Origin of the sequence: Pseudorhodoplanes sp. (assembly GCF_046289595.1) — a bacterium.
GTDB lineage: Bacteria > Pseudomonadota > Alphaproteobacteria > Rhizobiales > Xanthobacteraceae > Pseudorhodoplanes.
The window spans coordinates 36604-54200 of the sequence record NZ_JBKBVB010000003.1; the positions used below are offsets into that span (position 1 = coordinate 36604).

20 protein-coding genes are annotated in these 17597 nt (G+C 60.1%); 2 read left to right on the forward strand and 18 right to left on the reverse strand.

Annotation, left to right across the window (positions count from 1 at the left end):
• Window positions 1-333: 333 nt before the first annotated feature.
• The 6 genes from ACK41X_RS01485 to ACK41X_RS01510 are packed head-to-tail and all read right to left on the reverse strand — an operon-like array spanning window position 334 to window position 5802.
• Window positions 334-1302 (reverse strand): LarC family nickel insertion protein, encoded by a 969-nt coding sequence (locus ACK41X_RS01485; RefSeq protein ID WP_409718390.1) that lies wholly within the window; start codon window positions 1300-1302, stop codon window positions 334-336.
• The gene (gene larB, locus ACK41X_RS01490) at window positions 1293-1973 is read right to left on the reverse strand and encodes a nickel pincer cofactor biosynthesis protein LarB (protein WP_409718393.1); all 681 of its coding nucleotides are present in this window, start codon (window positions 1971-1973) and stop codon (window positions 1293-1295) included. The genes ACK41X_RS01485 and larB overlap by 10 nt, the downstream gene beginning before the upstream one ends.
• The gene (locus ACK41X_RS01495; protein ID WP_409718396.1) at window positions 1951-2835 is read right to left on the reverse strand and encodes an adenine nucleotide alpha hydrolase; all 885 of its coding nucleotides are present in this window, start codon (window positions 2833-2835) and stop codon (window positions 1951-1953) included. Before ACK41X_RS01495 ends, larB begins: the two co-directional genes overlap by 23 nt.
• The gene (locus ACK41X_RS01500; RefSeq protein WP_409718399.1) at window positions 2822-3721 is read right to left on the reverse strand and encodes a molybdopterin-binding protein; all 900 of its coding nucleotides are present in this window, start codon (window positions 3719-3721) and stop codon (window positions 2822-2824) included. The genes ACK41X_RS01495 and ACK41X_RS01500 overlap by 14 nt, the downstream gene beginning before the upstream one ends.
• 31 nt (window positions 3722-3752) lie before the next feature.
• A complete protein-coding gene (locus tag ACK41X_RS01505; protein WP_409718402.1) occupies window positions 3753-5198 on the reverse strand; it encodes a hypothetical protein in 1446 nt (481 codons plus the stop codon).
• A 25-nt stretch (window positions 5199-5223) separates the two neighbouring features.
• Window positions 5224-5802: an indolepyruvate ferredoxin oxidoreductase subunit alpha gene (locus ACK41X_RS01510; protein ID WP_409718404.1), complete on the reverse strand. Its 579-nt coding sequence runs from the start codon at window positions 5800-5802 to the stop codon at window positions 5224-5226.
• A gap of 311 nt (window positions 5803-6113) precedes the next feature.
• Here ACK41X_RS01510 and ACK41X_RS01515 point away from each other — a divergent pair, with 311 nt between their 5' ends.
• A complete protein-coding gene (locus ACK41X_RS01515) occupies window positions 6114-6818 on the forward strand; it encodes a TetR/AcrR family transcriptional regulator (RefSeq protein WP_409718407.1) in 705 nt (234 codons plus the stop codon).
• Here the strand turns inward: ACK41X_RS01515 and ACK41X_RS01520 are convergent.
• The 9 genes from ACK41X_RS01520 to ACK41X_RS01560 all read right to left on the reverse strand — a co-directional run bounded on the left by ACK41X_RS01520 (window position 6815) and on the right by ACK41X_RS01560 (window position 14855).
• On the reverse strand, window positions 6815-8302 hold the full coding sequence (locus ACK41X_RS01520) for an AMP-binding protein (RefSeq protein ID WP_409718410.1): 1488 nt from the start codon (window positions 8300-8302) through the stop codon (window positions 6815-6817). The two genes, ACK41X_RS01515 and ACK41X_RS01520, sit on opposite strands and share 4 nt — an antisense overlap.
• A gap of 30 nt (window positions 8303-8332) precedes the next feature.
• The gene (locus tag ACK41X_RS01525; RefSeq protein WP_409718413.1) at window positions 8333-9034 is read right to left on the reverse strand and encodes an ABC transporter ATP-binding protein; all 702 of its coding nucleotides are present in this window, start codon (window positions 9032-9034) and stop codon (window positions 8333-8335) included.
• On the reverse strand, window positions 9021-9809 hold the full coding sequence (locus ACK41X_RS01530; RefSeq protein WP_409718416.1) for an ABC transporter ATP-binding protein: 789 nt from the start codon (window positions 9807-9809) through the stop codon (window positions 9021-9023). Before ACK41X_RS01530 ends, ACK41X_RS01525 begins: the two co-directional genes overlap by 14 nt.
• Complete coding sequence (locus ACK41X_RS01535) at window positions 9806-10750, reverse strand: branched-chain amino acid ABC transporter permease (RefSeq protein WP_409718419.1); 945 nt, start codon at window positions 10748-10750, stop codon at window positions 9806-9808. Before ACK41X_RS01535 ends, ACK41X_RS01530 begins: the two co-directional genes overlap by 4 nt.
• A gap of 2 nt (window positions 10751-10752) precedes the next feature.
• Complete coding sequence (locus ACK41X_RS01540; RefSeq protein WP_409718422.1) at window positions 10753-11625, reverse strand: branched-chain amino acid ABC transporter permease; 873 nt, start codon at window positions 11623-11625, stop codon at window positions 10753-10755.
• A 129-nt stretch (window positions 11626-11754) separates the two neighbouring features.
• Complete coding sequence (locus ACK41X_RS01545; protein ID WP_409718576.1) at window positions 11755-12909, reverse strand: ABC transporter substrate-binding protein; 1155 nt, start codon at window positions 12907-12909, stop codon at window positions 11755-11757.
• Between the two features lie 40 nt (window positions 12910-12949).
• Window positions 12950-13810, reverse strand: coding sequence for an SMP-30/gluconolactonase/LRE family protein (locus ACK41X_RS01550; RefSeq protein WP_409718425.1), 861 nt, complete (start codon window positions 13808-13810; stop codon window positions 12950-12952).
• Between the two features lie 69 nt (window positions 13811-13879).
• Window positions 13880-14320 (reverse strand): hypothetical protein, encoded by a 441-nt coding sequence (locus tag ACK41X_RS01555; RefSeq protein ID WP_409718428.1) that lies wholly within the window; start codon window positions 14318-14320, stop codon window positions 13880-13882.
• A gap of 16 nt (window positions 14321-14336) precedes the next feature.
• Window positions 14337-14855 (reverse strand): MaoC family dehydratase N-terminal domain-containing protein, encoded by a 519-nt coding sequence (locus ACK41X_RS01560; protein WP_409718431.1) that lies wholly within the window; start codon window positions 14853-14855, stop codon window positions 14337-14339.
• 298 nt (window positions 14856-15153) lie between these two features.
• Between ACK41X_RS01560 and ACK41X_RS01565 the strand changes: the two genes are divergently transcribed.
• Window positions 15154-15792 carry a TetR/AcrR family transcriptional regulator gene (locus ACK41X_RS01565; protein WP_409718434.1) on the forward strand — a complete coding sequence of 213 codons (639 nt, stop codon included), beginning with the start codon at window positions 15154-15156 and terminating at the stop codon, window positions 15790-15792.
• A 54-nt stretch (window positions 15793-15846) separates the two neighbouring features.
• On the opposite strand, the gene ACK41X_RS01570 is transcribed toward ACK41X_RS01565, so the two are convergent.
• The 3 genes from ACK41X_RS01570 to fdxA all read right to left on the reverse strand — a co-directional run bounded on the left by ACK41X_RS01570 (window position 15847) and on the right by fdxA (window position 17576).
• Complete coding sequence (locus tag ACK41X_RS01570; protein ID WP_409718436.1) at window positions 15847-16458, reverse strand: HupE/UreJ family protein; 612 nt, start codon at window positions 16456-16458, stop codon at window positions 15847-15849.
• An 82-nt stretch (window positions 16459-16540) separates the two neighbouring features.
• Complete coding sequence (locus ACK41X_RS01575) at window positions 16541-17083, reverse strand: MarR family winged helix-turn-helix transcriptional regulator (protein WP_409718439.1); 543 nt, start codon at window positions 17081-17083, stop codon at window positions 16541-16543.
• 157 nt (window positions 17084-17240) lie between these two features.
• Window positions 17241-17576: a ferredoxin FdxA gene (gene fdxA, locus ACK41X_RS01580; RefSeq protein ID WP_409718442.1), complete on the reverse strand. Its 336-nt coding sequence runs from the start codon at window positions 17574-17576 to the stop codon at window positions 17241-17243.
• Between the last annotated feature and the right edge of the window lie 21 nt (window positions 17577-17597).

The following is a 17597-nucleotide window of genomic DNA, read 5'->3' on the forward strand; positions in this document are numbered from 1 at the left end:
AAACCGCAGAACAACGGTGCGCCATGACCCGGCGGGTTCCTCTTAGGACATCGGGGAGTCCGTGCAATCTCACATGCGCGTCATCGCGCGGGCACGAGTCGGAAATGAGCCGAAATGGCAGTCGCCGGACGCCCGCGCACCCGCCACCGCATCAACTTGCGCGCGAGCGCGACCGATGCGCCTTCCAGGCTGCCGTGCAGCGCGAAAGCGCGCCACGCCAGGAAAATCTGTCTGTCGGCCGGTCGCCGATTCGAGGAAATGGCGCGCCCTGGCGAAATAAAGAAAGATAGATACTCGCTCCGGGGCGCTCGACCAGGACCAACCGAACTTTGATCACCCAAACTCCTGCGGTATTCTTTCCGTTCCCAGAGCGAACAGGGCGCCGTTGGGAACACCGGGCAGGATGCGCCCACCGTACACAAGCGCGGTGCGTTCGATCGTCATCTCCGGCCAGGCACCGAATTCGGCGCCCATCCCTTTCAGCAAGGCGATTGCCGTGGGCGTGACGGTTTCGCCTTCGGATGCAATACCCCGCACTGGCACGCCTTGCAGAAGCTCAAACACGGCGGGCGCGGGCGATGGCAGCAAGCCGTGATCGCAGCTCACGATACCGTCGCAGAGCGGCAGCGGTCCGCAGACAAAACGCGAAGGCGACAGGCGCGCAAACAGTTCTGCGCACAGGCAGATATCGAGAATGCTGTCGAGCGCTCCGACCTCATGAAAGTGAACCGCCTCGGGTGCGAGGTTGTGAATCTTCGCCTCGGTGGCGGCCAGCAGAGCGAACGTCGCCTCGGCGAATTGCTTTCCGCGCGCGCTTAGTCCGCTTTCCGCAATGAGTTTGCGGATATCGAGCCAGGTGCGATGCGACGTCGTATCGGGCAATGAAACGCGGCAACCCCAACCGGATACATTGTTGACCGCACGTGGCTCGAGCGAGATGCAATCGTCCGGCAAACCGAGCATTTCCGCCATGGCGCGCAAGTCCACGGTTCCGGCATCGGCCATTCGGGCCAACCCAGTCAGCATCATGTCGCCGGAAAGCCCGCTCGTCGGGCGAATGACGACGATTCCAGCTTGGCGCACGGCGCGCTTGTATGATCCGTCTTCGGTCTCCGATCGCCCTTCTGCGTGCTGTCGCTCAAGGTGGCGATCATGACCGCTTTTGCCGTGGTCGTGGTGACGGTGATCATGATGATGATCACCGTGTCCGTGCCGGTGCATGCGCACCGGACGCCTCGACCATCCGATAGCAGGAATTGCGGGGAATGTAGGCGACTCGGCCCGCCGGCGGGTCAGCGACATAACAAACTCACGATCCGTGCGGCCGCGCAGGCCGCGCCATAGCCGTTATCGACGTTGAATACACTTACGCCCGGGGCACAGCTGGCCAGCATGCTGTTGAGGGCACTTTCTCCCTTGTTGACAACGCCATATCCGACCGAGGTCGGCACCGCGAGCAGCGGCTTTGGGGTCAGCCCGCCCAGAACCGAGGCCAGCGCCGCATCCATGCCGGCCACGGCGATGACGACATCGTGGTCGTTGATTTCGGGAAGCCGCTCGGTCAGCCGCCACAACCCTGCGACCCCGCAATCCTCGAAAATAGTGTGCCCAATCCCGAGATAGTCCAGCGTGCGCGCGGCCTCCCAGGCTACGGCCCCGTCGGATGTGCCTGCCGAGACGATCGCGACGCGTCCCGCATTGTTGCGCCGAGGCAGCATATCGCCCCAGGCGGTGCGGGAATGTGCATGAAAATCGACACCGGCCTGCACGTCCCGCGGAAGCGACATGAAAACATCGACGGACAGGCGCGTGAACAGCACCGGGTGGCCGCTCCCACGTGCGAACTTCCGCAAAAGCGCAATCAGGCTCTCGACCGGCTTGCCCTGACAGAAAACGGATTCCGGCAGGCCGATGCGCACGTTCCTGTCGAAATCGAACAGGACGTCGCGGCTAATTCCGGTTGGCGAAGTCATTCGTTTGGTCGCTGGATCTGAGGAAAGCGGACCCCTGACGATAGGGTTTGACGCCCAAGAAATCACGCCCCGCCTCCTCGCAGAGCTGCGCAGCACGAGCCGCCAATACACCCGGCTCGGAGCCTTCCGGTCCACCGACTTCAAGCACCACGCCATGCCGGGTGAGGCGGCAGCGCACATTCGCCTGCACCGGAAGGTGCTCGCGAATCTGGCGCTCCACCGCATCGATGAAGGCAAGGTCGTCGGCCTCGATGCGGATGCCGGTTTCGACGCGGCTCGCCAAGCATGGCTGCGCCGGCAGTTCGGCAAGATCAGTCAGGCCGTGCAACCGTGCCAGTTCGCGGATGGCGCTCTTGCCGATGCCGGCTTCGACGAAGGGATGAACAACATTGCGCTCTGCCGCAGCCTTCAGACCGGGACGGAAATCGCCGAGATCGTCGAGATTGGTGCCGGAGGCTATCACGCCGAACGACAGGCCCTGAATGCGCTCGTAGAGATTGGACTTGCAGAAATAGCAACGGTCGACCGGATTGGCGCGATACGACGGGTCCGCGAATTCGCCGGCATCCACCAGCGAAAGCCGCCAGCCTTCGCGCGCGGCATAGTCCCTGATCCGCAGGGTCGCCTCCGCGGGAACGGCCGGCGAGACCGCATGCACCATCAGCGGTTCGCGCGGCAGCAGGCGATGCGCGATGAAGCCGAGCGTCATGCTATCGATGCCGCCGCTCACCGCGACGGCGAGATTGTCGTAGCGACGCAGAACCTCGTGCAGCCGGTCATTATGCGCGCCGACGGCCTTTGCCGGCCCGGCATCGACCGGCGCGAGGCCGATGCGCTCCGCAAGCATGTCAGTGATGGGCATGGACTTTTTCCTGCAATCGGGTGCGCAGCACCGACGCGATACGTTCGGCAAGCGCCACCTTATTGCGCTCGGATTCCGCAAGCGCCTTCAGCAGGGCCCCAAGACCCAGCAGCACTTCGTCGGTCGGACCAGGCAAGGCGACGACGGTCGCGTCCAGCACCCTGGCAACCCCGATCCGAACTTCATTCTTATGAACATGGCGGCCAACACCGAGTTCATACTTGACGATCGTCGGGGTCGCAGCGTCCGGATCAAGCAGCAGCAGCGCCTCGATAGTCTTGTCCTTGACCTCCGCGCCGACGCCGCCGGTCGTGACGATGAGGCTGAAGCCCTCCTCCGCGCGTTCGCGAATGCGCCCGGCGATGAAGTGTTCGTCGTCGCGCAGCGTGCCACCGAGGCTGACCGCATAGCCGTTGCTCTCCAGACGCTCGCGGATCGCGGGACTGTTAGTGTCCTTGACCTGACCATTATTGATCTCAGTTCCTGTCGCGAACACGGTCACGAGACGACCGAGCCGCTCCTGCAGATCGCCGGCCATGCCGGCGGCTTCGTCGAGCCCTTCCCGGGCGATCGCGGGATCGGCAGCGACCCAGCTCAGGAGGCCGCGGGAATCGGTGCGTGCATCCGGCCGCAACGACACGCCTGGCAGCGCCGACAACGCAATGAATAAGTCCTTTTCGCGACCGACGAGCTTGCTGGGGTCGAGCCCCTTCTGCAGGATGTCGAGTACGAGATGCTCGCCGCGAACATCGGTTACGAGCACATCGCTGCGATGCAATCCGAGAACCTGCGCTACGACATCTGCCACGCCGCCAAGATCGGCGTTCTGCAGAACGATCCCGTGGATGCTCAGCTCGGTCTTCCCAAGCAAGTCGTAGTCGACCATTCAGCCCTCGCCTCGTCTGTTGCCGTGAGCTCTAAAGGGCCTCGGACGGATCGAGCCCGCGCTGCCGCAGCCATTTCGGCATCATCTCCTCCTCGACCCGCCGGCTCACTTCCGGCGCCCGTTTAATCAGGTGATCTGCGAGCTGCTCGCTGCAGGTGATGGCCCCATACGCGCCGTCGAACGCAATCAAGTTGTCGGTCCTGGCCACGCGCTTGGCGAACTTCACCGCCGCCGGCAGACTTTCGGATGTGACGACATGCTTGGACATTTCGATGTTCATGCAGTCCTCCTTGACCAGCTTGTACATCTCGTTACCGACCAGCACCATCGGACACGCAGTCGCGAGCTCCAGCTGCGGAACGCCGATCCAGAAATGGTTCATCACCATCGCCCGAATCGCCGGATTGACCGCCTTGAGCTTGGGCTGCGTCGGCGGCGGTTGATACAGACCAAACCCGAGGCTGACTGGCACCGCGTCGAGGTCGAACAAATCAAGCTCGGCTTCCAGCAGGTTACCGAAGGTTGTGCCGCCGCCGACCATGTAACGCGGCTCACCAGTGCCATCCATTATGCAGACGCAATCCTTGATCTCGTTGTACAGCTCGCGGATCTTGCCGTAGGACTTGAAAGCTAGCAGCATAAGCCGCCGGTCAATCGGCATTAGATCGTTGCCCGCTTCGATCCCTGTCACGCCTTGCGGCGAGGCGGCCATGAACACGCCGAAGGTGAATTTTTTCTGCACGAACTCGGATTCGAAAATCAGCCTTGGGATCAAATTGCTGCTGCGCGGGCCGAAATTCATATGATGGACCGAGCGCGTCTCGAACCGCGCATACGACATCGAGAACGGTTTCATGGTGCGGCTGATCATGCGGTGCATGTCGAGTTCGCGCAATTCGCCGTGATGCACGTGAATGATATAATCCGCGTCGTAAATCTTGCGGATGCCCATTAGCTTGCCGATCGGAGTATCGATTTCGACTGCGCGATCTACATAGAGCGCCGGCGACACCTTCCCGTCGAACATCTCGGCAAGCCCGTAATGCTCGATTATCTCTTCCGGTTCCTTAAGCCGGAACCCGGTTGCGATACGCAGCCGGATCTTCTTGCAGCCGGTCCGCTGCTCGACCACTTCCTTGATGGTCCGGACCATTTCACGGTAGGCAAACCCACCCATGATCATGAAGCCATACTGCGACGTCAGAATGTTGACGGTGCTGTCTGGCTTGATCTTGCTCATGTCGCAATTGACAAGGGCCTCCTCGGTTGCTTTGCGGATCGGCGCGAGATCGTCACCCTCGACATAGATCGCCTTCGGGATGTCCGGAAACAGCGACTGCACGGGCAGCGCTACCATTCCTGGAAGATCGGCCGCACGCATTTTCGGCAGCCCGGTTTCGGTGGCCGGCCCATACATAGATTTGCGGATGTAACTCGGCCTCGCTTTACCGAGTGTCGCAACATCAAGTGCAGTCATGGAATTCTCCTCCGCAAGAGGCAACTCAGAATTTACGGAATACGTCCTTGTCCTCGATCAGGAAGTAGTCGGAATACTTCTCGATGACCTCCTTAGGGACGTCCCACAGGGTTTGAGTGGTATCGAACAAGTGCCACTTGTAGGCCGGCGGCAGATTGACGCCCGCGGCTTTCAGAAGTCTCATCGACATCATCGCACAATAGACCGTGCAACCAGATCGCGTGCCGGTAGCAAGCGCCATATCCTCCGGAGTACGCGCCCCGTTGAGGATCGCCGCGACGCCCTCGCGCGCCCGCGTGGCGGTGCACAGGCAAAGCCATTGCATCGGATGGATATTCGCGCGCTTGCAGATTTCGTGGATTTTGTCCTGGTCGACAGACTGATAGTCGACGCCGCGCTCGACCGGTTCAGCCCGCTCGACCTTCACGATCGCATCGTCGCCGCAGACACCGATGCAGTTCTGGCACGCGACGCATTTCGATTCGTCGATTACCGCCTTGCGCGCTTCCATCTTGATCGCGAGAGTCGGGCAGACGAACACGCAGTCGACACACCCGGTGCAGTTTTCCGGAATGACCTCGGCGCGGTAGTTGATTTGAACCATTGTATCCTCCGGTCCGGATCCGCCGCGGCAATCGAAGCGATCCGGCGGGCCGGTTAGTCTTCAGCGGCCCGCAAGCAACAGGCCCATCCCCAAAAGCAACCCGCCCCACTTTTAGTATAACATTGTTCCATTTTATTTATTCTATGCCCAATGTCAAATCGTTTCACGATATCAAGCCATTGTTTTTAATGCAGTTTTATCTTATGCCTCCAATGCTGGGACTGGCCCGGCGCCGAACCGGCTGACGTTCATGTCCGTCCGCCATCTCCTCGCCAGACGGGACATGTTGTCCGTTGCGATCGAAAAAGCCGATGCCCGCAAAGAAGCCGGTTTCCCGCAAGCTGCAGGCAAAAGCTCCGGCCACGCCCTCCGACATCCCGACTACAATCAAGAATCCGGAGCGCGTCGCCCAACGCCGTACAGAGCTAATCGAGGTCGCGACCAAGATGTTTCTGGAACGCGGCTTCCACAACACCTCGATCCGCGACATCGCCCGCGCCTGCTCGTTTAATGTCGCGAGCCTTTATATGTACGTCACCTCCAAAGACGACATTCTATACTTGGTCGCCCAGGATCTGATGAAGCACATTGCGCAAAGGCTGGCTGAGATCGAACTCGACCCCGTTTCCCCGGAGCGCTCTCTTGAGATCGGATTCACCAGCTATTGCCGAATCGCCGACGACTTTCGTCGCCCAATTCGCCTGCTCTATCGCGAAATCGGTTTCATGCCGCCGAACACCCGGAGCAACGTAATCGCTACCGTATCGAGCGTCATCGACTTTTTCGAAGGTATTGTAGCGAAGGGGATCGAAGCCGGCGTATTCACCCGCATGCCAGCGCGCATGGCAGCGCTCGATATCATGATGATCGCGCACATGATAGCGCTGCACACGCGTGAGGTGCGCCTGCTCGGCGATCATGCCTCTTATGTCCAACACCAGCTCAGGATTATCTACGGAGGGCTGCGCGCACCCGCCGCGACGACCAGCGAAAATATCAAACGCAGGGGCACCTAATTGACCCGACGCTCCAAGCCCATCCAATAGGGTTCGCGCAGGGTGCGCTTGAGCAACTTGCCGCTCGCGTTGCGCGGCAGTTGATCGATGAAATCGACCGAGCGCGGCCGCTTGAAGCCCGCAATCTTGTCGCGCATCCATTCGATCAGCGCGTCTTCCGTCAGCGCACTTCCTGCACGCTTGACCACCACCGCCTTAACGGCTTCGCCCCATTTCCTGTCAGGCACGCCGATCACTGCGCATTCGACAATGTCGGGATGACCGGCGATCACGGCTTCTATTTCAGCCGGATAGACATTCTCGCTGCCGGACACGATCATGTCCTTGATGCGATCCTTGACGAAGATGAAGCCATCCTCGTTAATATAGCCGGCGTCACCGGAATGAAACCAGCCGTCGCGGATGGCATCGGCGGTTGCTTCGGGGCGGCCCCAATATCCAGCCATCAAACTTTCGCCCTGATAACAGATTTCCCCAACCTCGCCGGGTGGCAATTCTTTGCCATCGCTTCCCACGATCTTGGCGCGCGCGCCGAACATCGGTCGTCCGCAAGATAGTAATTTGTCGCCCTCGTGATGTTCGAACGGCAAGGACGAGAACGGGCCCGCCGTCTCGGTCAAACCGTAGATCTGATTGAGCCGGCATTTGAACATATCGATGCAGCGCTTAAGCAAATCGGGCGCGATTGGCGCTGTGCCATAGGTGATGTGCTTGAGGGAGGAAAAGTCGGCAGTGCGCGCCTGTGGCAATTCGGTGAGAAACAGCATCACTGCCGGCACCAACAGCGCAGTCTCGATCTTCTGCTGAACGATTACATCAAGCAGCTTTGGCGGGTCGATTTCGCGCACGATCACGACCGTCATGCCTTCCTGCATGCTCCAGATCGCCCAGCCGGTACCTCCGGTGTGAAACATAGGCATGCAGACCAATGATCGGCCGCCCTCACGCATTTCCGGCATTTCGAGAGCGAGACAAAGCCCGGTATTGAGCATAGCCGCGCCGGATAGCATGGCGCCCTTTGGCAAGCCGGTCGTACCCGAGGTGCAGAATTGCGTACTCACGGCGCCGTCTACATCGCGGCGTGGATCCTCCCCGCCGCGCGGCAGCTCTGAAAAGGTCAATGTCTTGACACCAAGTTCGGCAACTTGACTTTTAAACTCATCGCCCATCACCAACAGGACCGGCTTGATGTCGTCGACAATGGCCTTGATTTCGCGCGGCGTCAGCCGCCAGTTCAGGGGCGCGGCCACCGCACCCGCTTTATCGAGCGCAAAAACCAGTTCGAGATACTCGGGGCAATTCTTGTCGAGAATCGCGACCCTGTCGCCGGGCTGGAGTCCGAGCTCTCGCACCAGACCCCCGGCCAGTTCCGAACTGGAGCGGTTCAGCTCGCCGTAGGTCGTGGTGCTGCCCTCATACCAGATTGCATCGAGATCCGGGTGCCGCTGGCCGCGCCAGCGGATTAATTCAGCGATCGTTCGCACGATATGACCTCTGCTTCACAAATCACATCCCTAAATCCCGAGATAGGCGCTGCGGACCCGCTCGTCGCTCAGCAATTCCTTGCCAGTGCCGGTCGTGACGATGCGCCCGGTTTCGATGACATATCCTCGATCCGCGATGGCCAGCGCGGCATTTGCATTCTGCTCCACCAAAAGAACGGTGATGCCGCGCGCCTTCAAATCGCCAATGGTTCCGAAAATCTGTTCCACCAGAACGGGTGCCAGTCCCATGGAGGGTTCATCGAGCAACAGCAGTTTCGGCCGCGCCATGAGCGCACGGCCAATGGCCAGCATCTGCTGTTGTCCGCCGGACAAGGTACCGGCGGCATTTCTGCGGCGTTCTGCAAGAACCGGAAACATAGCGAAAATACCGTCCAGATCCGACTCGATCGCATCGTCGCGCCGCACGATTCCGCCGAGCCGCAGGTTCTCCTCCACCGTCAGCGGCGCAAAAACCTGACGGCCCTCGGGAACCTGGGCGATACCGCGCGCAACCCGCTGATGCGGTCGCCATCGGTCAATGACTTGATCGTCGAAGCGGATGCTGCCGGCCGCCACCGGCTGGATGCCGGAAATCGCTCGAAGCAGCGTACTCTTGCCTGCACCGTTGGAGCCGACCAGCGTTACAATCTCGCCCGTGCGCACCTCGAGCGAGATGCCGTGCAATACCTGGATGCGCCCATACCGGCTTGCGAGCTTTTCAATCGCAAGCACGCGCCGCCTCCCGCTCGCCCATGCTGCCGAGATAAGCGGCCACAACCGCCGGATTGCCACGCACCTCAGCGCCGCTGCCCTCGGCAAGCGTCTTGCCCCGATCAAGCACGTGAATACGGCTAGAGATACGCATCACCAGCCGCATGTCGTGCTCTACCAGAACGACTGTAACACCCTGCGCAGCGATAGTCTTGATCACCGCGTCGATCTCCTCGGTCTCAACCGGATTGCATCCGGCCGCGGGCTCGTCCAGCAGCAGAATCTTCGGCTCAGTGGCGAGAGCGCGCGCGATCTCAAGCCGCTTTAACGCACCATAAGGAAGGCTGCTGGCGGGTTTGTCGGCAAGCTCGGAAAGTCCGACCAAGTCGAGCAGCCGTTCCGCCGCTCCGCGGGTCATGCGATTCTGCGCGTGAACCGACGGGAGTGCGAGGAGATGCGCAAAGATATTGCGCTGTTCGTGCAAGTGACGTCCGACCATCACGTTCTCTGCCGCGGTCATGCGGAAAAACACCTGGAGATTCTGGAAGGTGCGCGACATGCCGCGGCGCGCGAGTTGATGGGGCGCGAGGTTGGTCACATCCTCGCCATCCAGAACAATACGTCCGCTTTGCGGCACGTAAAGTCCGCTGACCATGTTGAACAACGTGGTCTTGCCCGCGCCATTCGGACCTATCAGCGCGAAAATTTCGTTGCGTCGCACGCTGAAGCTCACGCCGTCGATTGCCACCACGCCGCCAAACGCAATCCTGAGATTCTCGACGGTGAGGATGCTCATGATACTCCTCGCCGGAACAGCGACGCCAGAGCAGGAACGATGCCGCTGGGAAGGACGATCAGCACCACGATAATGATCGCACCCAGAACCGCATGTTCGTAATCATGAAACACGGTAAGTACCTGCGGCAGAATCACGAGAATTGCCGCCCCCAGAATGCTGCCGAGAATCGAGCCGAGTCCGCCAAGTACTGCCATCACCACAAGTTCGATCGACAGCAGAAAGCCCGTCGTGTTTGGGGTGACGAAGCCATCCAGCAAGACCAGATAGCTGCCGGCAATCGAGGCGAATACCGCCGAAATTACGAACGCGAGCAACTTGTAGCGCGCAACATCGACGCCGAGCACGCGCGCAGCGATTTCGCTGTCATGAATGGCGCGGAATGCCCGCCCGGTTGGACTTTCGATCAAGTTTACCACGATCAGAACGCCAAGCACGAGGGTGATGCCGGAGACCCAATACCAAGTCATAGAGCCCGATACGCGCCAGCCGAACAGAACCATGCGCGGCACTTCCATGCCGTTCGGGCCTCCGGTGATATTCGCCTCGTTCGATACGACCATGGAAATGAGAATGCCCATACCGAGGGTCGCGATCGCGAGGTAATAGCCGCTCAGGCGCAGAATTGGACGACCGACGATGAATGCCAGCAACGCCGCCAACGCAGCGCCGCCAAGTAGCGATGCCCAGCTAGGCAGGCCGAGATGCACAGGGCCTACCGCAACCGCATAAGCGCCGATACCGAAAAAGCCAGCATGGCCGAGACTGACCTGACCGGCGAAACCCATCAACAGATTGAGTCCAAGTGCTGCAAGCGCATAGATATAAACTAGGGCGGCAACGCGTACATAGAAGCTGGATGGCAGGATCAGCGGCAGCAGCGCAACAATGGCGCCGACTGCAATCACGAGCAGAATGGGTTTCTTCAGGACGTGCCGCACGTTTACACTCGCTCGACTGTCTTGGCGCCGAACAATCCCTGCGGCATAGTGAAAAGCACTAAAAGAATAACAATGAAGGCTACGGCGTCCTTGTATTGCGAGGAGATATAGCCAGCGGAGAATTGCTCAAGCAAGCCGAGTACAAGGCCGCCGACAACGGCGCCGACTGGATTTCCCATACCGCCAAGCACTGCCGCAGCAAAACCCTTGAGCGCGAGCATGGTGCCGCCATCGTAATAGGTCAGCGTGATCGGCGTCACCAGAATTCCTCCGATGGCGCCGATTGCCGCCGATATGACGAACGCAATGCTAATCACCGCGGTGGTGTTGATACCTGTCAGTTGCGCCGCCATCCGGTTCGCCGCGGTCGCCAGCAGTGATTTTCCGCGCAGGGTCCGGCTCATGAACAGCCATAGCGCGAGCAGTACCAATCCCACGCCGACCAGCACGACGATACTTTGCGGCAATAGTGTTGCACCGCCCACACTCATGGGTTCGCTGCCGAAGAACGGCGGCAAGCTATGGAAATTCTTGTCGAGAACGATGGCGGTTATGCCGCGCAGAAAAATGGAAGCCCCAATTGTGATGATAATCAGCGTGACCGGGGACGCGCCACGCGCCGGCTCGATTGCAACTCGATGCAGCAGCAGACCGACCAAGGCGGTGAACACTATTGCGATCAGCGCGGCGAAAGGCAGCGGCAAGCCCGCCGCATATGCAAACACGGTGACCATCCCGCCCAGCATCACAAACTCGCCCTGGGCGAAATTCGCGACATCGGAGGCGTTGTAAATCAGCGTGAAACCCAGTGCGACGAGGGCGTAAATCGCTCCTACGGTCAGGCCCGAGAACGCGAACTGCAAAAATTCAGCCAAGGCCCGTCCCCGAATGATCGATCTGATCGGCCCGCGCCGTCATTGCTTGCTGGTAGGAAGTGTGAGTGTGGCGCGTGCCGTGCAAAGGACAACGGCACGCGCTTGGTCGCTACAATCAGAACCGGTCGGTTAGTCGACCAGGTGCCAGTCGCCATCCTTGATTTCTATCATGCGGAAAGACGTCAGATCGAGACCGAGGTGGTCGGTCGGCGACATGTTGACGATGCCGCCGGTGCCAACGAAGTTGCGCGTCTTTTCGATTTCGTCACGCACCTTCGCCTTATCTGCGGACCCGGCCCGCTGCATGGCTTCGACCAGCATGATCAAGGCATCGCGCGCGTGACCGCCGAAGGTCGAAACCGGCTGTCCGGTCTCTTTTTCAAACTTGTTCTTGTATTCCAGCGCGACTTTCTTCAGCGGGTCGCTGTCCGGCAGCTGCTCGGCAACCAGGAGCGCAGCAGCCGGCAATCGGATGCCGTTGGCGGCCGGGCCCGCGAGATTGATGAAGCTCTTCGAGGACACGCCGTGGCTCTGATAAAGCGGCGCCGTGATGCCGACCTGCCGATAGTTACGGGTGACGATCGCCGGCCCCTGACCGAAGCCGCAATTGATCACGGCCTGCACGCCGGGCGTATTCTTTATGTTGATCAGCTGCGGTGTCATATCGCTGTCTGCGGCACCGTAGATTTCGTCCCGCACCACCTTGATGCCTTCCTTCGGCGCCATAGCGATACATTCGGCACGCATCGCCTTGCCCCAGCCGTCGGTGCCGGAAATCATCGCGATCGATGTCAGGTTGCGTTTCTTCAGATCCTCGAAGATCTTGCCGCATGACATCGGCTCGGTGTGCGGCATCTTGAAGGTCCATTTGCGCACCGGGAAGACGATCTCGGCAGCACCGGCAAGCGAAATGTATGGCGTTTCGGCATCCTCGAAAACGCTGCGCATCGCCATCGATGTGCCGGTAATCGATCCGGCGATTACCGCATCGACTTTGTCTTCCTCCACAAGACGCGTTGCGAACGTACGCGCCCTGTTGGAATCGGTACCGTCGTCATAGATGACCAGTTCCAGCTTCTTGCCATTCACTCCGCCGGCGGCATTGATGTCGCGCACGTACATCTCCAGCGTCTTCTTTTCCGGATCCCCCAGGAACGAAGCCGGGCCGGTAACCGAAAGCACCGAACCGATCTTGATCGTGTTTTGCGCGTGCGCGGCGGTCATCATCAGCCCGGAAACAGCCACGGCTGCACCGAGCAATAAATTTCTGCATCTCATTGTCATCGTTTCCTCCAAGGTGAATTGTTGTGTGTTTTTTTCTTTTTCAGACCGGCAGCCCCGCCGTTTCCATCCGGATGCGATACACCGACGTTCTGGCGGTGATGTAGAGCGTCGACCAGTCGGCATCCCCCCAAGCGAGGTTGGCAGGAAGCTCCGGCACCGGAATGATGCCGAGGCAGTCACCGCCCGGATCGAGTATCCAAACGCCCCCTGCGCCGGTGACGAATACACGTCCTTCACGGTCCACCTTGATGCCGTCTGGCGCCAGGCTGCTCCCCGGAATTGATGCAAAAACGCGGCCGCCGAAAAGGCCGCCATCAGGTCCGACATCGTAGACCAGAAGATGATTCTGCTCGGTGTCGGCGACGTAGAGCCGTTTCTCGTCCGGCGAAAATGCAAGACCGTTCGGCGTGCAATTGTCGGCAAGAACCGCGATCTCGCTGCCGTCCGGTGCGACGCGGTAGACGCCGGCAAAGTCAAGCTCGGGAGATTCGGCGACGCCAAAAGTTGGATTGAGCCCGTAAGGTGGATCGGTGAAGTAGATCGAGCCGTCCGACTTGACCACGAGATCATTCGGGCTGTTGAGGCGGCGGCCTTTGTAATGCGATGCGAGCGTCTTAGCATTCCCATCACTATCGATACGGGATACACGCCGCCCGGCATGCTCGCAGACCAACAGCCGGCCTTCGCGGTCTCTGGTCAATCCGTTGGATTTTCCGCTCGGCGTCCGGAATACGGCCAAACCGCTATCTGGCTGCCATTGGTGGATGGCATTCGCGGGAATATCGCTGAAGTAGAGGCAGCCTTGCGCGGCGTCCCAGACCGGACCTTCGGTGAAGAAGAAGCCCGATCCAATCACCTCAACCCTGGCATCCTTCGCGACAATGTTGCTCATGGCACCCATATCGACCGACTCTGTGACGCGACCGTCCACTGCGCGGCAAGATCGCGGGGGCCGACCGCGTCGGCGCCACTATTTGGCTGCGCGCATCGGCAGTTCCACGACACCCTTTCCGGGCACGCACACCACGCCATCCTGATTTCTGATCCACAAATCGAGATCGACGCGCCCCTTACCATCCTCGACGGTCTTTGCCGTGACGCGCCCGCCGCAGGTGAGCACGTTGCCAGGGGTCATGAAGTTGCGGAACTGCAACCCGACCTTTCGCAGCCGGCCCTTTTCGCCGGCCCAGTCGGAGAGCAGTTGCACGTAGTAGTCGCCCGCCATGTTCCCCGGCGCGACGATGTCGGGCAGTCCGCGCCGCTTCACCGCATACGGATGGTCAAAGTGAATTCGGTCCATCAGCCAGACGGCGGCGACATACATCAGGATGTTCACCGTGTTGACGTCCTTGGTGAGGCTTGGGATTTCCTCGCCCACCGACACATCCTCGAAATAGACCTGCGATCGCATCCGGATTACTAGCCTGTTACTTGCGCGGAGAAGCGATCATCGTGACGATGTGCTTCGCCAGCAGTTCATCTTTCTGATTGGTGTAGGTGAATTCGGAGGTCACGAAGATAAGCGTGCCGCTCTTGCCGAGCTTTTCGGACATGCCGGTGACGCGCCCGCGCACCGTGACGCGGTCGTCAACATAAACCGGCTTGAAGAATTCAATCTCCTCTCCGCCGCGAACCCAGCCGAGCGACCATGCGCCCGGAATATCGGGGACGCCGACGAAAGACGACAGCCCGTCCTCTCCGAGATCCTTCGTGCGCTTTTCCGCGCCGGGAACGCCGACCGCCCAGCTAACGTAATTCAGCGGCGCTGTAATACCACCGTACCGGCCGGCCTTTGCGGCGGCTTCATCCACGAAGATCGGGTTGTCGTCGTCGATGGCATAAGCGTAGCGGCGGATATCGCGTGCGAGCACCGGCTCGCCGGTATGAGCGGGATATTCGTGCCCGATGAAATTCTTCCAGCCCAACTCGTCAAGCAGCGAACCCATGATGCTTCGGCACCCTCCCCGATCGCAGCCAAAAAAAACCGGCTAGCCGGATTATTATTAATCGCGTACTTTTCCAGCTGTCAAGCGCCGCACTTTGGGAATAGGGCCGGTGCGGTCGCACGGCTGCGGTGGGCAAGCCCCCAAACCCAACTTGGACAGCGGAAGTTGACAGAAACGGAGGCAGTTAACGATAAGCTTGCCAAGCACTCGCGGGCTAACCGGCGAGGCTCCTCTTATCCGCCGCGGGCGCGCTTTTGAGCGCGACATCATCTGAGCAACGAAGGCGTCGCAGTCCGAAATGACAGCTACCGAATCCACGTCGCTGAAAGCACTTTCGCCGAAGGAACTGCTCCGTATCGAGAGCGTCGCCAAGACGGCGGCGCTGCTATTCGACAAGGCGGGCTATCACGAGACCAGCCTGAAGGACATTTCGAATGCGGCGTCGCTCAGCAAGGGCGCAATCTATTATTACTTCTCAAACAAGCACGAGATCCTTCACTACATCCTCGACAACTACATGGATCTGCTGCTGAACGGGCTTGAGGAGGAGCTGGCACAAATTCCCGACAGCCTGTCGAAACTGCGGCATCTCCTGTCACGGCACATGTCGACATTCAGCTCGCATGCCTCAAGCGCCCGCATCCTGCTGAAATACGCACACAACCTGCCGGCAAGCGAACTCGCCGGCGTCGTCCGCAAGCAGAAGCAATACGCGCAGATTCTCGCCGAGATCCTCGCCGACAATGCCGGGCACCGGCTCGACAAGAAACAGATCAAGGCCTGCAGCTATATCGTGTTCGGGATGTACAATTCCATAATCTACTGGCACCGGCCCGACGGGCCGCTTCCGTTGTCGGAGCTGACCGAAATCTGCTGCGAATTGTTCCTCAACGGCTGGAAATCATTCATCGCCAAGAACGGCAAACCGTCCGGCTGATTGTTCGCCGTGCGCGTCCCGACAAGCGCCACCGGGCTCGATGGCGCAGCACTGTCAGATGTTACCGATCACGGTCACGATCCCGAACACTGCGACTGCGGCGCCTGCACCACGAACCAGGATATCCGGAATGGACCGGCGGCAGGCCTCTCCGATCGCTACCCCCACCCCGAGCAGCAACACGGTGGCTATGACAAAGCCCGCGCCATAAAGCAGCGGCTGCGCCAGATCGGGAATCTCGGCACCGTGCGCGTAGCCATGGAATATCGCAAAAAGCCCGACAAGGGCCGCGGCAAGCGCGGCCGGCAACTTCGCCAGCGTGCAGATCATCAGCCCAAACACGACAAGCGAAACCGCAATCGTCTGCTCGACGCCCGGCAAAGGGACGCCGCCGGCACCCAGCATCGCTCCGAGCGCCATCATGCCCGCAAAGGCAAGCGGAACACCGACCAGCGCCCGGCCGCCGAGATAGGCGGCCCAAAGTCCGATCGCCAGCATCGCCACCAGATGATCGGATCCGAGAAGCGGGTGCAGGAACCCGTCGACGAAGCTTTCGCCGCTTCCGAGATGATGAACACCCGGATGGGCCGCCGCCTCCGAGGGCGACAAGGCAACGGCAAGCCAAGCCAGACCGGCGAGACGAAGCGCGCACAGCCATCGTTTCATGAACGGCTCCTCGGTGTATTCCGGCGGATTGCCCGCCGGTTGAATCTCTCGACAGACATCTTAAAAATAAGCGCCCCGCGATCTACTCGGGAGTTTCCGCCTGCGCGTTCGTCAACCGCTTCAGGACGAACGCCTTCTGCTTGCCGAGCAGATCGAACAGCAACTGCTTGTCTTTCGACGAGTAGATCGAGAAGAAATCCTCGATCCAGATTTCCAGCATCTGCGCCGCCTCGTCGAAAAGCGCACGCCCCTTCTTGGTCATGTAAGCAAGATTGGCGCGGCGATTGGACGGGTCGACGACACGCTCGACGAGGCCGTCGGCCTCCAGTTCGTCGGTCAAACCCGTGACGTTGCCGGTCGTTACCATCATGCGGGACGACAGCTCCCCCATCCTCAGGCCGTCGGGAGCGACGCTGAGCTGAGCAAGTAGATGGAACCGCGCGAGACTCATGTTGTAGGACTCGCGCAGCCGCCTGCGCATCTCGTTGTCGATCAGCTTGTGTAGGGTCAGCAGCCGAAGCCAGAGGCATAAATCCTGATGCGGCTTCTTCCGGCCGGGTGTTTCGAGATCCTTGGGGCCGAAATCCTGCCCGACGTCGAATTTTCGAGCTTTGATTCGCGTCATGGGCGGAATCGAACCTCCGTGCCGATTTGGCGGCACAATAAAGGAACAGCGCGCCCGGATACAACGCCAAACGCCCTACCCTGCTTTCCTGAGCCGCCCCCATCTCGACCGGTTTTTTCATCGCGGGCCATTCACCGATGCGGTCACCCGGCAGGCGCTAGTTGCCGCCGCCCGGGTTGGGCGAGAACAGTTCGCGCTTGTTCGGCAGGTCGGCATTGTCTTTGGCATCGGGAGGCGCCGGCTTCTGCTCGGCGATATTCGGCCAGAGCTTGGCATATTGCGCATTGATGTCGAGCCATTCGCCGACGCTCGTATCGGTATCGGGCTTGATCGCCTCGACCGGACATTCCGGCTCGCACACACCACAATCGATGCACTCGTCGGGATGGATGACCAGCATGTTCTCACCTTCGTAGAAGCAGTCGACTGGACACACCTCCACGCAATCGGTGAATTTGCATTTGATGCAACTCTCGGTGACGACGTATGTCACGAGCGGCTCCTCCCTCAGTCG

Bases quoted from the DNA above. Each gene is read 5' to 3' on its own strand.
- ACK41X_RS01485 (WP_409718390.1), bottom strand. From the start codon at position 1,302: ATGTCGCTGACCCGCCGGCGGGCCGAGTCGCCTACATTCCCCGCAATT.
- larB (WP_409718393.1), bottom strand. From the start codon at position 1,973: ATGACTTCGCCAACCGGAATTAGCCGCGACGTCCTGTTCGATTTCGAC.
- ACK41X_RS01495 (WP_409718396.1), bottom strand. From the start codon at position 2,835: ATGCCCATCACTGACATGCTTGCGGAGCGCATCGGCCTCGCGCCGGTC.
- ACK41X_RS01500 (WP_409718399.1), bottom strand. From the start codon at position 3,721: ATGGTCGACTACGACTTGCTTGGGAAGACCGAGCTGAGCATCCACGGG.
- ACK41X_RS01505 (WP_409718402.1), bottom strand. From the start codon at position 5,198: ATGACTGCACTTGATGTTGCGACACTCGGTAAAGCGAGGCCGAGTTAC.
- ACK41X_RS01510 (WP_409718404.1), bottom strand. From the start codon at position 5,802: ATGGTTCAAATCAACTACCGCGCCGAGGTCATTCCGGAAAACTGCACC.
- ACK41X_RS01515 (WP_409718407.1), top strand. From the start codon at position 6,114: ATGCCCGCAAAGAAGCCGGTTTCCCGCAAGCTGCAGGCAAAAGCTCCG.
- ACK41X_RS01530 (WP_409718416.1), bottom strand. From the start codon at position 9,809: ATGAGCATCCTCACCGTCGAGAATCTCAGGATTGCGTTTGGCGGCGTG.
- ACK41X_RS01545 (WP_409718576.1), bottom strand. From the start codon at position 12,909: ATGACAATGAGATGCAGAAATTTATTGCTCGGTGCAGCCGTGGCTGTT.
- ACK41X_RS01550 (WP_409718425.1), bottom strand. From the start codon at position 13,810: ATGGGTGCCATGAGCAACATTGTCGCGAAGGATGCCAGGGTTGAGGTG.
- ACK41X_RS01555 (WP_409718428.1), bottom strand. From the start codon at position 14,320: ATGCGATCGCAGGTCTATTTCGAGGATGTGTCGGTGGGCGAGGAAATC.
- ACK41X_RS01560 (WP_409718431.1), bottom strand. From the start codon at position 14,855: ATGGGTTCGCTGCTTGACGAGTTGGGCTGGAAGAATTTCATCGGGCAC.
- ACK41X_RS01565 (WP_409718434.1), top strand. From the start codon at position 15,154: ATGACAGCTACCGAATCCACGTCGCTGAAAGCACTTTCGCCGAAGGAA.
- ACK41X_RS01570 (WP_409718436.1), bottom strand. From the start codon at position 16,458: ATGAAACGATGGCTGTGCGCGCTTCGTCTCGCCGGTCTGGCTTGGCTT.
- ACK41X_RS01575 (WP_409718439.1), bottom strand. From the start codon at position 17,083: ATGACGCGAATCAAAGCTCGAAAATTCGACGTCGGGCAGGATTTCGGC.